Annotated in this window: 18 protein-coding genes; 16 read left to right on the top strand and 2 right to left on the bottom strand. The window is 60.1% G+C overall.

The window, feature by feature from the left end; all coding sequences use genetic code 11:
- Positions 1 to 8: 8 nt before the first annotated feature.
- The 12 genes from petA to B9N93_RS07720 all read left to right on the top strand — a co-directional run bounded on the left by petA (position 9) and on the right by B9N93_RS07720 (position 9,715).
- Positions 9 to 593: a ubiquinol-cytochrome c reductase iron-sulfur subunit gene (gene petA / locus B9N93_RS07775; protein WP_085212443.1), complete on the top strand. Its 585-nt coding sequence runs from the start codon at positions 9 to 11 to the stop codon at positions 591 to 593.
- Between the two features lie 3 nt (positions 594 to 596).
- Entirely contained in the window at positions 597 to 1,988 is a 1,392-nt protein-coding gene (locus tag B9N93_RS07770; RefSeq protein ID WP_085212442.1) for a cytochrome b, read from the top strand.
- A complete protein-coding gene (locus B9N93_RS07765) occupies positions 1,985 to 2,710 on the top strand; it encodes a cytochrome c1 (RefSeq protein ID WP_085212441.1) in 726 nt (241 codons plus the stop codon). The genes B9N93_RS07770 and B9N93_RS07765 overlap by 4 nt, the downstream gene beginning before the upstream one ends.
- A 178-nt stretch (positions 2,711 to 2,888) precedes the next feature.
- Positions 2,889 to 3,506 (top strand): glutathione S-transferase N-terminal domain-containing protein, encoded by a 618-nt coding sequence (locus B9N93_RS07760; RefSeq protein WP_176225186.1) that lies wholly within the window; start codon positions 2,889 to 2,891, stop codon positions 3,504 to 3,506.
- Entirely contained in the window at positions 3,506 to 3,913 is a 408-nt protein-coding gene (locus B9N93_RS07755; RefSeq protein WP_085212440.1) for a ClpXP protease specificity-enhancing factor, read from the top strand. The genes B9N93_RS07760 and B9N93_RS07755 overlap by 1 nt, the downstream gene beginning before the upstream one ends.
- A 56-nt stretch (positions 3,914 to 3,969) precedes the next feature.
- The gene (locus B9N93_RS07750) at positions 3,970 to 4,548 is read left to right on the top strand and encodes a hypothetical protein (RefSeq protein ID WP_085212439.1); all 579 of its coding nucleotides are present in this window, start codon (positions 3,970 to 3,972) and stop codon (positions 4,546 to 4,548) included.
- 192 nt (positions 4,549 to 4,740) lie between these two features.
- Positions 4,741 to 5,205, top strand: coding sequence for a peptide-methionine (R)-S-oxide reductase MsrB (gene msrB, locus B9N93_RS07745; protein ID WP_085212437.1), 465 nt, complete (start codon positions 4,741 to 4,743; stop codon positions 5,203 to 5,205).
- Positions 5,206 to 5,230: 25 nt separating this feature from the next.
- Positions 5,231 to 5,638, top strand: coding sequence for a hypothetical protein (locus B9N93_RS07740; RefSeq protein WP_217807279.1), 408 nt, complete (start codon positions 5,231 to 5,233; stop codon positions 5,636 to 5,638).
- 56 nt (positions 5,639 to 5,694) lie between these two features.
- The gene (cysG, locus tag B9N93_RS07735; protein ID WP_085212435.1) at positions 5,695 to 7,113 is read left to right on the top strand and encodes a siroheme synthase CysG; all 1,419 of its coding nucleotides are present in this window, start codon (positions 5,695 to 5,697) and stop codon (positions 7,111 to 7,113) included.
- Between the two features lie 98 nt (positions 7,114 to 7,211).
- Positions 7,212 to 7,637: a hypothetical protein gene (locus B9N93_RS07730; RefSeq protein WP_254899355.1), complete on the top strand. Its 426-nt coding sequence runs from the start codon at positions 7,212 to 7,214 to the stop codon at positions 7,635 to 7,637.
- Positions 7,638 to 7,640: 3 nt separating this feature from the next.
- Positions 7,641 to 8,501 carry an NAD(P)-dependent oxidoreductase gene (locus B9N93_RS07725; RefSeq protein ID WP_085212433.1) on the top strand — a complete coding sequence of 287 codons (861 nt, stop codon included), beginning with the start codon at positions 7,641 to 7,643 and terminating at the stop codon, positions 8,499 to 8,501.
- 80 nt (positions 8,502 to 8,581) lie between these two features.
- The gene (locus B9N93_RS07720) at positions 8,582 to 9,715 is read left to right on the top strand and encodes an MlaE family ABC transporter permease (protein WP_085212431.1); all 1,134 of its coding nucleotides are present in this window, start codon (positions 8,582 to 8,584) and stop codon (positions 9,713 to 9,715) included.
- Positions 9,716 to 9,935: 220 nt separating this feature from the next.
- On the opposite strand, the gene B9N93_RS07715 is transcribed toward B9N93_RS07720, so the two are convergent.
- Positions 9,936 to 10,868: a transposase family protein gene (locus B9N93_RS07715; RefSeq protein WP_085212429.1), complete on the bottom strand. Its 933-nt coding sequence runs from the start codon at positions 10,866 to 10,868 to the stop codon at positions 9,936 to 9,938.
- 40 nt (positions 10,869 to 10,908) lie between these two features.
- Between B9N93_RS07715 and B9N93_RS07710 the strand changes: the two genes are divergently transcribed.
- Both B9N93_RS07710 and B9N93_RS07705 read left to right on the top strand, forming a co-directional pair.
- Positions 10,909 to 11,565 (top strand): PEGA domain-containing protein, encoded by a 657-nt coding sequence (locus tag B9N93_RS07710; protein ID WP_176225185.1) that lies wholly within the window; start codon positions 10,909 to 10,911, stop codon positions 11,563 to 11,565.
- 389 nt (positions 11,566 to 11,954) lie between these two features.
- Positions 11,955 to 13,454 (top strand): glycosyltransferase family 32 protein, encoded by a 1,500-nt coding sequence (locus tag B9N93_RS07705; protein ID WP_085212419.1) that lies wholly within the window; start codon positions 11,955 to 11,957, stop codon positions 13,452 to 13,454.
- 18 nt (positions 13,455 to 13,472) lie between these two features.
- Here B9N93_RS07705 and B9N93_RS07700 read toward each other — a convergent pair whose 3' ends face one another.
- A complete protein-coding gene (locus tag B9N93_RS07700) occupies positions 13,473 to 14,852 on the bottom strand; it encodes a sigma-54 interaction domain-containing protein (protein ID WP_085212417.1) in 1,380 nt (459 codons plus the stop codon).
- A 204-nt stretch (positions 14,853 to 15,056) separates the two neighbouring features.
- Here B9N93_RS07700 and B9N93_RS07695 point away from each other — a divergent pair, with 204 nt between their 5' ends.
- Both B9N93_RS07695 and thiE read left to right on the top strand, forming a co-directional pair.
- Positions 15,057 to 15,797, top strand: coding sequence for a hypothetical protein (locus tag B9N93_RS07695; protein ID WP_085212414.1), 741 nt, complete (start codon positions 15,057 to 15,059; stop codon positions 15,795 to 15,797).
- A 14-nt stretch (positions 15,798 to 15,811) separates the two neighbouring features.
- On the top strand, positions 15,812 to 16,459 hold the full coding sequence (thiE, locus tag B9N93_RS07690) for a thiamine phosphate synthase (protein WP_085212411.1): 648 nt from the start codon (positions 15,812 to 15,814) through the stop codon (positions 16,457 to 16,459).
- The last annotated feature ends 6 nt before the right edge of the window (positions 16,460 to 16,465 follow it).

The raw sequence follows: 16,465 nt of genomic DNA, 5'->3' as shown, positions 1-16,465 counted from the left end.
GATATTGCATGACTAGCGAAGGCGTGGATACCGAAAAGCGCCGATTCCTAACCCAAGCGGCCACGGTGGTCGGTGCCGTCGGCGTGGGTTTCTTGTCGGTACCCTTTATTTCCTCCATGAAACCGAGCGCCAAGGCCGAAGCCCTGGGCGCCCCGGTGGAAGTCGATATCAGCAAGATCGAGCCGGGCCAGCGGATTGTCGTGCTATGGCGGGGCAAGCCCGTTTGGCTCCTGCGGAGGACGCCCGAAGCCTTGGCGGGCCTGTCCGAACTGACCGACAAACTGCGCGATCCCCAATCCAACGAATCCGAGCAACCCGAATCCAGCCACAACGAATTCCGCGCCATCAAGCCGGAAATCTTCGTCGCCATCGGCGTTTGCACCCATCTCGGCTGCTCGCCGCTGTACCGGCCCGAAATCGCCCCGGCGGACCTCGGCCCGGATTGGAAGGGCGGCTTCTTCTGTCCCTGCCATGGGTCGAGCTTCGATCTGGCGGGACGGGTCTACAAGGGGGTGCCGGCACCAATCAACTTGGCGATACCCCCTTATCGCTATCTCGCGGATAACCGTATCATGGTGGGAGAGGGGGAATAAGCGATGGCCAATGAAAAACAAAAAGAAATCGTGCGGTGGGTGGATGAACGCCTGCCCGTCAGTAAATTCCTGGAAGATCAATTAACCAAGTATTACGCGCCCAAAAATTTCAATTTCCTATATTTCTTCGGCTCCCTGGCGGGTTTGGTGCTGGTCAATCAAATCCTGACCGGCATATTCCTGGCCATGAACTATAAGCCCGATGCCACCCTGGCTTTCGACTCGGTGGAATACATCATGCGCGATGTGCCCTGGGGTTGGCTGTTGCGCTACCTGCACTCGACCGGGGCTTCGCTGTTCTTCGTGGTGATTTATCTCCACATGTTCCGGGGGCTGTTCTACGGCTCGTTCAAGAAGCCGCGTGAGTTGTTGTGGCTGTTCGGCATGGTGATTTTCGTGCTGCTGGCGGCGGAAGCCTTCACCGGCTATCTGCTGCCCTGGGGCCAGATGTCGTACTGGGGCGCACAGGTCATCATTTCGCTGTTCGGGGCCATTCCCGTGATCGGCGAAGACCTGACGACTTGGATCCGCGGCGATTACGTCATCGCCGACGCCACCTTGAACCGCTTCTTCGCCTTCCATGTGGTGGCCCTGCCGCTCGCCATCCTGGGCTTGGTGGTGCTGCATCTCGCGGCCCTCCGTACCAATGGTTCCAACAACCCGGACGGCATCGAGATCAAGAAGAACAAGAACGCCCAGGGCATCCCGGTCGATGGGATTCCCTTCCACCCCTATTACACCGTGAAGGATTTATATGTGGTGGGCGTGTTCCTGACCATTTTCGCCTTCATCGTGTTCTACACGCCGGAAATGGGCGGCATGTTCCTCGAACATCCGAACTTCGATCCCGCCGACCCCATGAAGACGCCGGAACACATCCAGCCGGTGTGGTACTTCACCCCGTTCTATTCGATCCTCCGCGCCGTGCCGGACAAACTGTTCGGCGTGATCGCGATGGGCGCGGCCATCGTGCTGTTGTTCTTCCTGCCCTGGCTGGACCGCAACCCGGTCAAGTCGATCCGCTATCGGGGCGACGCCTTCAAATGGGGACTGGCCGCCTTCGTGCTGAGCTTCATCGTGCTGGGCGTCCTCGGCACCAAGCCGGTCACGCCGGTCGCGACCTTGCTGGCGCGGGTCTTCTCCGCCGTGTACTTCGGCTTCTTCTTGTTGCTGCCGGTGATTTCCTGCATCGAAAAGAACAAGCCGGTCCCGGAACGCCTGACCGAGCCGGTCATCCCGCTTGCCAAGCGCGAGGGCGTCATCTGGCGCTTCCTAGAAAAAGCCTTGGAAGAAATCGGCCATAAGCTGGATAGCTGCCCGGCGGTGCAAAAGGCCAAGGGCCGCGTGTGCGGGATCATCGATAGCGTCATAGACCTGGGAAGCAAAAAACAATGAACAAGGCGCTCGCAATACTCCTGTTGGTTTTCTCGTGCGTCGGCATCGCGTCCGCCGAAGCGGGCAAACCCTTGAAAAAAGCCGATGTGGATATTTTCGACCTGGAATCGGTGCGCCGGGGCGCGGGTTATTTCAGCCAATATTGCCTGGGCTGCCATGGCATCAAACAAATCCGCTATTCCCGCATCGCCAAAGACCTGAAGCTCGATGCGGACATGATGCAACGGGAAATCATGTTCGGCGACACCAAAATCCACGACTACGCCAAGACCGCCATGGCCCCCACCGATGCCGAGATGGCCTTCGGCGTGGTGCCGCCGGATTTGTCCCTGATCGTGCGGGCGCGGGGCGCGGACTGGGTGTATAGCTATCTGAAAGGCTTCTACGCCGATCCCAAGCGCCCCTTCGGCGTCAACAACGTGGTCGCCGAAAACGTGGCCATGCCCAATGTGCTGTGGGAACTACAAGGCACCCAAATCCCCGTGGTCGTCAATGTCCACGGTCAGGACACCGTGGTCGATGTCAAGCGCGGCGACGATGGCAAGCTCTCCGCCAAGGAATTCAACAAGGTCGCCACCGACCTTACCAATTTCCTGGCCTATGTGTCGGAACCCGCCAAGCTGGAACGCCTGCCGCTGGGCAAATATGTCATCGCCTTCCTGATATTCCTCACGTTCATCCTGTATAAGCTGAAAAAGGAGTATTGGAAGGATGTCCACTAAGGGCTTCGTGGTAGAATCCGAAGTTCCAGGCGGATACTGACCTGACGCCCACCCCCAGCGCATCCCCGGATACCGCGAGGTCTCCGGGGAATTCCGCCATGGCGGGGCACCCGGCTTGGAACTTTGGATTCCCCGCGAGGTGCTTCGGGTGACGACTTCCCCCAGCCGCAAATCTCCCATGACCTTGTACTGCTCCCCCCGTTGCGCCTATGGCCATGGTGTGCGCTTCGTACTGTCCGAGAAGGCCATCGCGGCGGATATCGAATATCTCCAGGGCAACGCCGTCCCCCGCGACCTCTTGGAAGCCAATCCCCTGGGCAACACCCCCACCCTGGTGGACCGGGATTTGGTGCTGTCCGACCCCCGCATCATCATGGAATACTTGGACGAGCGTTTCCCCCATCCGCCCTTGCAAGCCATGGACCCGGTCGCGCGGGCCAGGGCGCGGATGACGGTGCGGCGTATCGACCAGAATTGGTTCGGCTATCTCGACCAGATCGACCAGTTGCCCGACCTCCGGAAAAAATCCAAGCTCGCCAAGCAACTCCAAAAAGAATTGGTCGGTGCCAGTCCCGTGTTCGATGCCAAACCCTATTTCCTGAGCGATGATTTCTCCCTGGTGGATTGCGCCCTCGCCCCCTTGTTGTGGCGGCTGGGCGCGTTGGGCATCGATTTGCCCGCCCAGGCCGGACCCATCCGCTCCTATGCCAACCGCCTGTTCCAGCGCCCGGCCTTCAAAGCCAGCCTGAGCGCCCGCGAACGGGAATATCCCACCCTCGCCGAAGCTTCCGTCTGATGATTTCACTCAAGCCTTATTTGATCCGCGCCATCTACGACTGGATCGTCGATAACAATTTCACGCCCTACCTCCTGGTCAACGCCGAGGCCGAGGACGTGGTCGTGCCCCGGCAATACGTGCAGGATGGCCGGATCGTGCTGAACCTGCGCCCGCAGGCGGTCCACGGCTTGGCGCTGGGCAACCAGAACATCGTGTTCAACGCCCGCTTCGGCGGGAAGCCCATGCAGGTCGATGTGCCGACCCGCGCCGTGCTGGCGATCTACGCCCAGGAGAACGGCAAGGGCATGATTTTCGACGAGGACGAGGACGGCAACGGGGACGACCACACCCCGCCACCCGCCGAGAACGCCCCGGCCGAACCCGCGCCCGCCAAGAAAAGACCGGCGCTCAAGGTCGTCAAATAAGCGGGCGTCCGCGCTAAAATCCACCGCACCCCCCCATCTTTCCAAGGAGAACACCCATGGGCGCAACCGCTTCCCACCATTCACGCTGGATCATGGCCGCTTTGGCGCTGCTGATGGCGGCGACCCGGTTCCACCACGAAGGCACGGCCTTCAGTTTGCCCGACGCCTCGCTGGCGGTCTTTTTCCTGCTGGGCTGGTATGGCGGCGGTCCCCTGGCCTTCGCCGGATTCTTCCTCGCCGCCTGCGCCATCGACTACGCCGCCATCGCCCATATGGGCGTCAGCGATTATTGCGTAACCCCGGCCTATGGCTTCCTGATCCCGACCTATGCCGCGCTGTGGTGGGCGGGCCGCAGGTCCGGGCGTACTCATGTCGGCGACGCCCTGCCCTGGGGCCGGATCGCGCTGGCCCTGCCGTTGGCCACGACCGTGGCCTTCGTGATTTCCAACGGCAGCTTCTTCCTGCTGTCCGGGCGCTTGGACGGGGCCGACTGGGTCGCCTATAGCCTGGGCGTGCTGCGGGATTATCCGGGCTATCTGGGCGCCGCCGTGGTTTATAGCGGCTGCGCGTTGGCCCTGGACACGCTGGCCCGGACGCTGGCCGACCCGGAATACCGCTGGGCCAAGTCCAAATAAGCCGGCATCGCCCCGACCCGCTGGATCGATCATACCAAGGGGACGCTCGGTCCCCTTTTTTCACCCGCCCGGAGTCCGAAGCGGGTTTTGGCCGATGATCGGAAAAAACCCAAAGCGGGCTTCGGACGCCAATAAAGCCACCGAACCCCGGCCCATGGGTCGAATCCAACCAACCCCCCGAGGAATACCGCCATGTCATGGGATGCCAACCAATTCAAAAAACCCAGCGCCGAACAATTGCAATGCCATCTGAGCGAGGAGCAATTCCACGTCACCCAGCGCGAAGGCACGGAACGCCCGTTCCATAACGCCTACTGGGACAACCACCGGGCCGGGATTTACGTCGATGTGGTGTCGGGCGAGCCGCTGTTCAGTTCCATCGACAAATTCGATTCCGGCACCGGCTGGCCGAGCTTCACCCAGCCCTTGGAACCCGACAACCTCGCCTGCCGCGAAGACCGCTCGCACTTCATGGCGCGGATCGAGGTCCGCAGCAAGCACGGCGATTCCCACCTGGGCCATGTGTTCGACGACGGCCCCCAGCCCACCGGCAAGCGCTATTGCATGAATTCCGCCTCCTTGCGCTTCATCCCCAAGGAAAACCTGGAGGCCGAAGGTTATGGGGAGTACCTCCCTCTTTTCGAGGATGGCCGCTAAACCGGCCCCGGAGCAGGAATTCCCCGTGCGCCCAGCCCCGTTTTTCGCCCGCCCGCTGCTCCTGGCCCTGGCAATCCCGCTGGCCGCTTGCAGCATCATGGCGGTGAACCAAGCCCGCGAGACCGAACAACTGCTGGCCGCCGCCGGTTTCCGTGTCAAGCTGGCCGATACCCCGGACAAACTCGCCCACGTCGAGGCACTCACCCAACTCAAGCTGGTACCGCATTCGCAGGAGGGCAAAACCTATTATGTCTATGCCGACGCCACCCGCTGCCATTGCATGTATTGGGGCGACGAATCGGCCTACCAAACCTATCAACAACTGGCCCTCAGCAAGGAAATCGCCGAAGACCAGCGCATGGCGGCGCAAATGAACGAAGATGCCGCGCTGAATTGGGGGATGTGGGGACCGGGGCCGTGGTGGGTTTATTAGCCAAGGCCCGGCCCGTCGATAGATCCCCCAGAATCCACCCCCTTCTATCCAGCCCGATGAATTTCCTACCGATATTCCTGAAACTCGCCGGGCAGCAATGCCTGGTCGTCGGCGGCGGCGAAGTCGCCGCCCGCAAGGTCGCGGCCCTGCTCAAAGCCGGGGGCGCGGTCACGGTCCTCGCGCCCGCGCTGGGAGCGGCGCTCGCGCCCCTGGCGGCGGACGGGCGCATCGCTTATCTCGCCAAGGTTTTCGAGCCATCCGACCTAACGGGTTTCCAACTGGTCATCTCCGCCACCGACCACCGCGCGGTGAACGAACAGGTCCACGCCGCCGCGACCCGGCGCAACCTCCCGGTCAACGTGGTCGATTGCCCGGAACTCTGCTCCTTCATCTTCCCGGCCATCGTGGACCGCTCGCCCGTGGTCATCGCGGTTTCGACCGGCGGGGCTTCGCCGGTGCTGGCCCGCCTCATCCGCGCCAAGCTGGAAAGCGCCCTGCCCCTGGCCTATGGCCGCTTGGCCGATCTGGCGGAGAAGTTCCGGTCCCGCGTCAAACAAGCCATCCAGGAACCCGACCGCCGCCGCCGATTCTGGGAACAAGCCTTGGGCGGCGTGGTGGCGGACTTGGTGTTCGCCGGGCGCGAAGCCGAAGCGGAACAACGCCTGCACGACCTGCTGGAAACCGGGCGACCGGACCACGCCGACACCGGCGGCGGTTTCGTCTCGCTGGTGGGCGCGGGGCCGGGCGATCCCGATTTGCTCACGCTGGGGGCGCTGCGGGCCATGCAGGCCGCCGACGTGGTGGTCTACGACCGGCTGGTTTCGCCCGAGGTCATGGCCCTGGTCCGCAACGACGCCGAGAAAATCTACGCGGGCAAGGAAAGCAGCCGCCACACCCTGCCCCAGGATCAAATCAACGCCCTGCTGGCCCGCTTGGCGAAACAAGGCCGCCGCGTGGTGCGGCTCAAGGGCGGCGATCCCTTCATCTTCGGGCGCGGCGGCGAGGAGATCGAAACCCTGATGGAAGAAGGCATCCCGTTCCAGGTGATACCAGGCATCACCGCCGCCTCCGGCTGTGCCGCCTATGCCGGGATACCGCTGACCCACCGCGACCACGCCCAATCCGTCACCTTCGTGACCGGGCATCTCAAGCAAGGCGGCATCGGCGAGCTGGATTGGGAACGGCTGGCCCGCCCCGGCCAAACCTTGGTCATCTACATGGGCTTGCAGGCATTGCCGCAACTCCGCGCCGCCTTGATCGGGCACGGCTGCATCCCCGACACACCCGCCGCTTTGATCCAACAGGGTACCACCCGCCGTCAGCGCGTCATCACCGGCACCGTGGACAGCCTGCCCGGCTTGGTGGAAGAAGCCGGGGTCAGCGCTCCCACCCTGGTCATCGTCGGCGGCGTGGTCGGCCTGCACGGCAAACTGGCGTGGTTCCAAGGCGCGAGTCCCGGAACATCCACGCCCTAAAAGCTATAATCCCGCCCGGTTGTTGTTCCCCGGCCCTGTACAGATTCCGGGTGGAAACCACCGAATCACCCTCACATCGAAAACATGGAGCGCACCACATGAAAGAGCAAGGGGCCAAACCCGCCACTTCCCCATTGATCGCCACCCTCCTGACCGGCCTCCTGGGCTTCGTCCTGGTCGGCTGCGGCGGCGGCGACCCGCCACAACCCCCGGCCAGCACCAGCCCCAAGACCACGGTGGCCCCACCCACCGCCGCTTCCTCTGCCGCCGTCACCGAATCCGAACACCAAAAGTTCGAGAAGAAATACGTCGAACTCTGCGTGAAAGGCCAGCAAGACAACCCCGACAGCCCAGTCAAAAGCGACCAGCAACTCGGCCCGACCTGCGAATGCATGGCCAAAACCATCTCCAAGCGCCTGAGCAAGGCCGAGGCGGTCCATTTCCTCGACAAGAAGGAAATCCCCATCGATATCGTGATGATGGGCAACGCCGCCTCCGACACCTGCGCCCAAGCGGGGCAATAAGCCATGCGGGCGGGTTTCATCGGACTGGGGGCCATGGGTGCCCACATGGCGCGGAATCTGGCGCAACAAGGCTGGCTCGGCGCGGTGTGGAACCGCACCCCGGCCACCGCCCAAGCTTTGGCCGGAGAACTGGGCGTCGCCTGTGCCGCCTCCCCCGCCGAATTGGCGGCAACCGTCGATGCCGTGCTGATCTGCGTCTCCGCCGACGCCGATGTGCTGGCGATGATCGACGCCCTCCTGCCGGGCCTGCGTCCCGGAACGCTGGTGATCGATCTTTCCACGGTCGGCAGCGCCACGGCGCGGGCAGCGGCCCGGCGGGTGCGGGAACGCGGCGCGGATTTCCTCGACGCCCCCGTGACCGGCGGGGTCGAAGGTGCCCGCAACGCGACCCTGGCGATCATGGTCGGGGGCGCGGCGGACACCCTGGAACGCGCCCGCCCCCTGCTCGCGGCGATGGGCAGCCGCGTCGTCCACATGGGCGACACCGGCATGGGCCAAGCCGCCAAGGCCGTGAACCAAGTCATGTGCGCTGGAATCAACCAAGCCGTGACCGAAGCCCTGGCTTTCGGCGAACGGCTGGGCCTCGACATGGGCAAATTGATCGAAGTGGTGTCGGGCGGGGCGGCGGGTAACTGGTTCCTGGACAAGCGTGGCCCGACCATGACCCAGGATGTGTTCCGGCCCGGTTTCAAGCTGGCCCTGCACCACAAGGATTTGAAAATCTGCGAGGCCATGGCGGAAGATTTGGGCACGGCGCTGCCGCTCAGCACCGCGACCCGCCAGGATTACGAACGGCTGATGGCGGCGGGCCACGGCGAGGAGGATATTTCCGCGCTGTACCGTTTGAAACGCCCGGCCCGCTGATTCCCACCCCATCAGGAACCCGCTCGCTCCTCAAGCGGAGTTTGGGAACGGGCGGCAACCCACCTCAATACCCGGCGACCATGGCCCCTCCCCCCACGCTGGCACTCATCGACACCGCCGACGGCCTGGAACTCCAACTGGGCGGCGGCTGGACCGTGGGGTCCGGGATTCCCCCGCCCGGCCCCGTGCTGGATCGCCTCGCCACCGCCCCGCCCCACGCCCTCGGCTTCGATTGCCAAGCCCTGACCGACTGGGACAGCCTGCTGCTCGCCTTCCTCCTCAAAATCCTCAACGCCTGCGAAGCGCACGGCATCGAAGCCCGCTGCGAAGGACTGCCGCCGGGCGTGCGCGGCATGTTGGCACTGGCCCGCGCCGTGCCCGAACGCCAGGACACCCAGCGCCCGCCACCCGAAACCGGCTTCTTGGCCGGGCTGGGCCGGGCGGCGCTGGACGCCTACGCCGAAACCCTGGGGCTGTTGGATTTCCTGGGACAGGCCACCTTGGCGGTGGGCCGGGGGCTGCGGGGCAAGGCGCGGTTCCGGGGCGTGGACTTGGTGGATTTGCTAGTGGAGTGCGGACCCCACGCCGTGCCCATCGTCAGCCTTATCAGCTTCCTGGTGGGGATGATCCTGGCTTTCGTGGGGGCGGTGCAGTTGCGGATGTTCGGGGCACAGGTCTTCATCGCCGACCTGGTGGGGCTGGGCATGGCCCGCGAGATGGGCGCGATGATGACCGCGATCATCATGGCCGGGCGCACCGGGGCGGCCTACGCGGCGCAACTCGGCTCGATGCAGGCCAACGACGAGATCGACGCGCTCAAGACCACGGGGTTTCCGCCTATGGAATTCCTGGTGCTGCCGCGGCTCGTGGCCTTGATGCTGGCCTTGCCGCTATTGTGCCTGTATTCGGATTTCATGGGGATATTGGGCGGGGCGGTGGTGGCGTCTTCGCTGTTCGATGTGTCCTATGCGGAATTCCTCAACCAGATCGAGAACCGGCTCTTAGTGGGGGATTTCATGACGGGCATCTCGAAATCAGTGGTATTCGGGCTGTTGGTGGGGATCGCGGGGTGTATGCGGGGTTTGCAGTGCGGGCGCAATTCCACCGAAGTGGGTTTGGCGACGACCTCGGCGGTGGTGACGGGTATTGTGTATATCGTGGTGGCCGATGCGGTGTTGACTTTGGTGATTACTACTTTGAAGTTGAGTTTGTAGGGTTTAATAATTATCAAAAATACATGGCTAGAGATAGATCAAATCAAGCCTAGAGAATAAGGCTTGATTCAAAGAACGGGAAAGTGTAAATTTTTTGCGAATCAACCAAAAGCATAGAACTTCCATTTTGATATTTCGGATCATATCAAATGCCATCAATCAAATACATCTATTTAGCAATAAAAAATTCGGGAGAATTAATATTAGACATGTTCCCAAGCTAACCTATTGTTTTTAATGATAATTTAAAATTCCAGAGGCCAGCACCAATATAAATGAAGGTATCTAATAAATGTGCCAGATGGTTTCTTGAGCGATGTACTAAACTATGCAGACATTTCATCCCGCCGATGGCATGCTCAACAGCCACGCGGGTTTTAGCAAGCTTCCGATTATGTTTCTTCTGTGTTGGTGTTAATTTCGGATCAGGATTCGCTTTGGACTTCTTTGGCTTTTTATGGGGGATTTGAATGGCCCGTGCGTGGGGATAATCATTTTTAATGCCTTGGAATCCGAGATCAACCTCGATAAGTTGCTTTTGAAACCATGGCAAGGCGGGCGGAAATTCCGTCTTAAACAGGGCATAGTCGTGGACACTTCCCGGCACGGTGGAGCTAATGAATAGGATTTTCTTGGCGGGGTTGGCAATCACTAGGTTATTAACGCCGTGATGTTTTTTTTTACCGCTGTAGCGTTGCTCTTGTTGGGATTTATCCTGGGGCCTGAGGGTCGCCCGCTCCGTGCCATCAATGATGATAGTAGGTTGTTTTTCAAGGAGTCTATCCAGCGCCTCAACCGTCTTGACCGAACGTTCGGGAAGTGTTTTCAGATGGGCTAGGCTCGCTTGAAGGATGGGCAGCAGTGTTTCTAAATGATCGAAAGCATGGCCTCCACTGAAACCAAAGAGATAGCCCAGTACGTCGTAACTGGGATAGTTTTTCAAGTAATAAAGGACAAAAAACAGCCGGTGTCCAAAGCTAGATAGATAGCCTGGGAAAGCGGGGCTAGGCGCGTCGAGCGAAGGGCCACCGTACTGGTCACGATAAGTTGATTCAAAAGACAGAAGTAAATGCTTGAACTGATCTTTGGTAAGTCCGGTCAAGGCTTTGCAAACACGATCATTGCCGATGTCGTCAAGGCTGCTAAAGATCATTGTGGAAGCACCATTAAAAAGGATTCGTGGGGAATTGCGATTGATCTTACTCTGCGGACCTTGCAGTAACAATTATGAACAGAATATTTATGAGGCTTTGGGAACATCTCTATTAGAAATATTAATAACCTTAGGGGCTGGCGCGATTCTTGTAATAATAATATATCAAGAACTCTTAGACACACACCATTTCATAATTGCAACGTCACCAGCCGATGCAATTATAAAAATCGATGGCATTAGTTCAGGAAAATCCCCGCTAAATACAAATCTCAAAATTGGCACTTATGTCATTGAAGCTGAAAAACAAGGCTATGAACCAGCACAACATGCCGTTTATGTTTCAGGCGGCAAAGCCAATGACTTTTTAAACATCCAGCTCATACCTTTATCAAACCAGATAAAAACGATTTTGCCTCAACCCGCGCCAGCCATCACTCTCTCGCAAAGTGAGAAGTCGCTTCGCAGAGACATTGAAAAGCTTAAAGCCGCTGTAATATCCAACCCAGATGACGCGATCTCTTTACCGCTGATTCGCGAAAAGCTCAAAATACAAGAAGAGCTATCAAATTCAATTCGGGAAGAAATTAAAGAGCTTAGAGAGCAAAATAAATGGTATTTAGGAACCATCATAGGACTATTCTCAATAATTATACCGCTCTTGATCGTTCAACGAAGCCCACGCAAGGCAGAATAACCAAGCATTAGCCCTCAAGGAATGGAATAAAGCCATAGACCGTGGGCGGGTCGCGACCCGCTATCTCGCGAAAATCACACCCACGTAAACCACAGACGTACACCCATGGAAAAAACCCTCAAAATAGTCCCGCTGAAAAACCAACCCCTAAACCACGGATTTTAGTGCCCAGCATCGTCTCGCAAAAGAAAAAATCGCAGCCCGAATTAAGTACAACGGAATCCGGGCTACAGGCCAACGCGGAAGAAACACACCACCATAGCCAAACCCCTCTTCAAAGCCGACTATAAATACACTTTTAGCGATTATCCGTATTTCATGCAGCCGACCGAATAAATCGCCAATTCCCTGGGTTATATCTTACATTAACCCACAAATCCACCTCGCACATGAATACCATAAAATCCCCCCAAAAAAATCCCACAATAATACCCGAAAAAACAGCGGATACCGCGCCCAATCAAAATATTACCAACGATGGACCCAGGATCATTTTTCAAATTTGGCTGAGCGACACTGAAGATTCTCGCCTTCCCGATGAGTTGACCGCCCCCAAGCAATCCTGGATCGATAACAATCCTGGCTGGACCCACCATCTGATAACCAATGAAAATTTGGAAGAATACCTAGCCGGTTTTCACCAAAGCGAGGCGGTCCGGGCGGCGTTGAATGACCTCGAAAACCCGGTGGCCAAGGCCGATCTGCTACGGTTGGCCGCCTTGGTCACGCATGGCGGGATGTTCGTCAATATCAACCTGCAATGCCTGCGCCCAATTGAAACCTGGGTCGATCTGTCGAAAAATCTGTTTCTGGTAAGCAAAAGCAATACACTGGACAAGCCGCGGCTGATTAATGGACTCATCTGGGCCAAACCGGGAAACCCCTGGCTTTCGAGCATATTGCAGGATGCGTTGGAAAATATCAGGACCAGACATTCCTCGAATCTTTATGATTTAGCGGGAACGCCGGTTTTCAATAAATTTATTGCACCGATCCTGCATCAAACCACTATCGAATCCCAGGCGATCCAACAAAGCAGCTGGCATCACTTGATCTCGCAAAACAATTTCCGCAGTGTTCCCGGCTTGAAATACCGGCAAGCCGACAAGCATTGGAGCAAACAGCAAAAAACAAAACCCATCTTCGCCACCAGTATCCTGGACTCCGAGGATTGGAGCTATTGCCCCTTGCTGATATTGGCCGCCCCCCGCACGGGAATTCGGTATTTATCGCGATATGCCCGGAGCTTGGGTTTCGACATTCCCCAAGAAACCACCATAGGCCACCATGGTATCCTCTCATCTTCTTTGGTGGATACGGTTTTCAATATCGATGAAAATTGCGTGGAACTACGGGCTACCCGGCTGCTGAAACCTGGGGTGGGTTTTGTCTGGAATACCGGCCCGGACCTGTCCCGGCGTTATTATGTGGCCGACATGGTGGCGCGGCTGATTAGAAATCCCTTCCAGAACATACCTAGCCTGATCCTCGAAAACGAAGCCGATAACAGGCAAAATGCCTCCTATATCCAGCGGAGGCGGGTGATCGAAAAATATTTCGGCGTGGATATCGAGGCTTGCCACAACGAATGGGAAAGGGCGGCGCAAATTTATTTGCTATGGAATAGATTGATCGAGGATAAAATCCCTGCGGTCAAAACCCTGAAGATCGAAGACGGCACGGCTTTATTCAGGATGCTGAGCGCGAGATTACAGCCACTGGAATTTACAACGCCTTTGGGGAGCCAGGCGACAGAGTATTCCGGCCCCCAGGCATCCGGCATCGATAAGCCAGAATTTACCAAAAATATATTAACCTTGCTGGCACCAGGAACTTTGGATGCCTTAAGCTATTTTTGCAAGAAATACTCTTATCCTTGGCCAGAATAATAAGCAAACACAGTTCGCTCACACCCCACACTTCTTCCGCTTGCGCCAAAACGTCGCCCGGCTCATCCCCAACAAGGCGGCGGCGTCCTCGATCTTGCCGCCCGTATGTTCAAGCGCCGCCCGCAACCGCCCCGCCTCGTCCAAGCCCGCCCCGAACACCGGCCGCGGCGACCACGACCGTGCCACCGACGGCACCGCCTCGCCCGCCGCCTCGCCGAATTCAGGCGGCAAATCCCCCAGCCCCAAACTATCGCCGCGCCCCACCGCGAAGGCGTACTCGACCACGTTCTGCAATTCGCGGATATTGCCCGGCCAGCGGTAATCCAACAGCGCCCGCATCGCCTCCGGCTCGATGGACAGGATGCGGCGCTGGCCCCTGAGGTTATGGCGGTCGATGAAATGCCGCAGCAGCAAGGGGATATCCTCGCGCCGGGTCCGTAACGGCGGCAGGAACACCGGCACCACTCGCAGCCGGTACATCAGGTCTTCCCGGAACCGCCCGGCTTTGGATTCTTCCCGCAAGGAACGGTGGGTGGCGGCGACGATACGGACATCGACCGTCACCGGCCTGTCCGCGCCCACCGGCAGGAAGGTCTTTTCCTGCAAGGCCCGCAACAGCTTGGCTTGCAATTCCAAGGGCAATTCCGCCACCTCGTCCAGGAACAAGGTACCGCGGTCGGCGCGTTTGAACAGCCCGGCGTGGTCCTTGACCGCCCCGGTGAACGCGCCGCGCACATGGCCGAACAATTCGCTTTCCAGCAGGGCGGGACTCAGGGCCGCGCAATTGATGGCGAGGAAGGGACGGCCGCGGCGGCGGCTTTCCTCGTGCAGGGCGCGGGCGGCCAGTTCCTTGCCGGTGCCGGATTCGCCCCGGATCAAGACCGAGGCGTCGGTTTCGGCCACGTTGCGGATGATTTGCAGGGCTTGCTTCATGGCCGGGTCGCGGGTGACGAGCCCATGGAAGGTCTCCACCGCCTCCCGCCCGCCGAAACCCTCGCCGTCGTCCGGCTCTTCCGGTTCCGGCCACAGCACACCGATGGCCCCGGCGAAACCGCCCTGGGCGTCGAACAAGGCCCGCGCCGAGCGCCGGACCCGGATCGACCCGCCATCGGCCTTCCGCACCGAGGTCGGCTCATGGTCCAATCGACCGCGTTCGATCAGGACGCCGGGACCGTCGCAAGACTGGCAACGCAGCACGGTCTCGGCCAGTTGGCCCAAGGCTTCGGCGGCGGCGAAACCCAGCAGGCGCTCGGCGGCCTGGCTCCAATACAATACGCGGCCCTGGGCGTCGATGGCGTACACGGCGGCACCATCCAATAGCTCCGCCAAGCTCGCCAGGCTGTGTTCGGCCCCGACGGCGGCGATCCAGGGTTTGAAAGCGGGCGAAAAAGTATTCACGATGGGATTCCGGTTCCAAGGTCAAAAGGTTCGGTGCAACATAGGGGCGTTTAAATCGCGTTGCAACCGCGACACCGGGCGCGAATTCCCCGGCCCGCCACCCGGTCCGTGGCGAATTTTCCGGCCCGGCGGCGGTAACAAGAAGGACGGTAATGTATAGAATGCGCGGTCATTTCAACTTGTCTTAGCAACGTGGTTTTTGTCATGTCGATCCTGCGATTTTTTTCTTGGTCGTTACCGTTGCTGGCCGGGGGGCTGGCGTTCCTGGTGGCGTATGGCTTGTTGTGGTCGTTCATCTTTTTCACGACACAGGATTGCCCGCTACCGGAGCGCCTCTGGGAATTGCTCCGCACCTATGGCACGCCGGCCGGCTTCGGGATGATGGTGGCTTTGCCGGTGTATTTCCTGCAAGCCCAGCGCGAAAAACTTCTCACCCTGGTGTCCTATGACAACGGCCTGGGCCAGCAGAACCGCTATCAGTTGATCGGCGAGACCGAGCGCTGGCTGGCCAAGGCGCTGGGCCGCGAGGGCCGCACCGCCGTGGTGATGTTGCAGATCATGGTGGACCACAACCAAACCACCCTGCTGCCCGCCGAACAGGCCACCGCCGCCGTGCAGCGCGTCCTGGCCAATTCCATGCGCCCGACCGACCTCGTGGTCAAGCTGGAGACCGGCTATGTGCTGGTGGTCGCCCCCGGCATCATCACCGGCGAAAGCGCCCAGAACGTGATGAAGAAGGTGCACTCCATCGCCGCCGAGTATTGCAAGACCCAGTTCGCCGAGGCGGTGCTGGCGGTGAAGGCCGGCGGCTTCGTCTGCGACAAGGGCGACACCGCCCGCATCGCCATCAACGGCGTGTTCGACGTGTTCCGGCAGGCCCAGGAAAAGGTCGGCGACGCCCTGGTCACCGATTCCTCGCGCCGCCGGAGCTGGAAAAACAACTAACCGACGGGACGCCCATGCCAGCGAAACCATTGCCCGCGCAAGGCTTGTACGCCATCACCCGCGACGGTCCCGAGGATATCGACGCCCTCTGCCTGGCCGTGGCGGCGGCGCTCCGGGGCGGGGCCGTCCTGGTCCAATACCGCGCCAAATCCGCCCCCGATCCCACGGCGGCGGCGGAACGGCTGCTGGCGCTGTGCCGGGCGGCGGGCGTGCCTTTGATTATCAATGATTCGGTGGAACTGGCGGCGCAAACCGGGGCCGACGGCGTGCATCTGGGCCGGGACGATCCCAGTCCCCAGGCAGCCCGGCGGCGCTTGGGCGATGGGGCCATCATCGGCGTGTCCTGCTACGACTCGGTGGCACTCGCCCTGGCGGCGGAAGCGGCGGGCGCGGATTATGCCGCGTTTGGGCGCTTCTTTCCTTCCCGCACCAAACCCGGCGCACCGCTGGCCCGGCTCGATACCTTGATCGAGGCCCGGCGGCGGCTCCACATCCCCCTGGCCGCCATCGGCGGCATCACCCCCGACAACGCCGCTCCCCTGCTGGAAGCCGGGGCCGGACTCCTGGCCGTGGTGGAAGGCGTGTTCGGCGGCGACGACCCCGCGGCCGCGGCGCGGCGGTTCGCGCCGTTGTTCGAACCGGGCCGAGGCGGGCCGACTTGACCCCGA

The sequence above is a fragment of the Methylomagnum ishizawai genome, from assembly GCF_900155475.1.
Classification (GTDB): Bacteria; Pseudomonadota; Gammaproteobacteria; order Methylococcales; family Methylococcaceae; genus Methylomagnum; species Methylomagnum ishizawai_A.
Note: the sequence above shows the minus strand (reverse complement) of the source record. Positions and strands in the feature narration are given on the sequence as shown.

Bases quoted from the DNA above. Each gene is read 5' to 3' on its own strand.
- petA (WP_085212443.1), top strand. From the start codon at position 9: ATGACTAGCGAAGGCGTGGATACCGAAAAGCGCCGATTCCTAACCCAA.
- B9N93_RS07770 (WP_085212442.1), top strand. From the start codon at position 597: ATGGCCAATGAAAAACAAAAAGAAATCGTGCGGTGGGTGGATGAACGC.
- B9N93_RS07765 (WP_085212441.1), top strand. From the start codon at position 1,985: ATGAACAAGGCGCTCGCAATACTCCTGTTGGTTTTCTCGTGCGTCGGC.
- B9N93_RS07760 (WP_176225186.1), top strand. From the start codon at position 2,889: ATGACCTTGTACTGCTCCCCCCGTTGCGCCTATGGCCATGGTGTGCGC.
- B9N93_RS07755 (WP_085212440.1), top strand. From the start codon at position 3,506: ATGATTTCACTCAAGCCTTATTTGATCCGCGCCATCTACGACTGGATC.
- B9N93_RS07750 (WP_085212439.1), top strand. From the start codon at position 3,970: ATGGGCGCAACCGCTTCCCACCATTCACGCTGGATCATGGCCGCTTTG.
- msrB (WP_085212437.1), top strand. From the start codon at position 4,741: ATGTCATGGGATGCCAACCAATTCAAAAAACCCAGCGCCGAACAATTG.
- cysG (WP_085212435.1), top strand. From the start codon at position 5,695: ATGAATTTCCTACCGATATTCCTGAAACTCGCCGGGCAGCAATGCCTG.
- B9N93_RS07730 (WP_254899355.1), top strand. From the start codon at position 7,212: ATGAAAGAGCAAGGGGCCAAACCCGCCACTTCCCCATTGATCGCCACC.
- B9N93_RS07725 (WP_085212433.1), top strand. From the start codon at position 7,641: ATGCGGGCGGGTTTCATCGGACTGGGGGCCATGGGTGCCCACATGGCG.
- B9N93_RS07720 (WP_085212431.1), top strand. From the start codon at position 8,582: ATGGCCCCTCCCCCCACGCTGGCACTCATCGACACCGCCGACGGCCTG.
- B9N93_RS07715 (WP_085212429.1), bottom strand. From the start codon at position 10,868: ATGATCTTTAGCAGCCTTGACGACATCGGCAATGATCGTGTTTGCAAA.
- B9N93_RS07705 (WP_085212419.1), top strand. From the start codon at position 11,955: ATGAATACCATAAAATCCCCCCAAAAAAATCCCACAATAATACCCGAA.
- B9N93_RS07695 (WP_085212414.1), top strand. From the start codon at position 15,057: ATGTCGATCCTGCGATTTTTTTCTTGGTCGTTACCGTTGCTGGCCGGG.
- thiE (WP_085212411.1), top strand. From the start codon at position 15,812: ATGCCAGCGAAACCATTGCCCGCGCAAGGCTTGTACGCCATCACCCGC.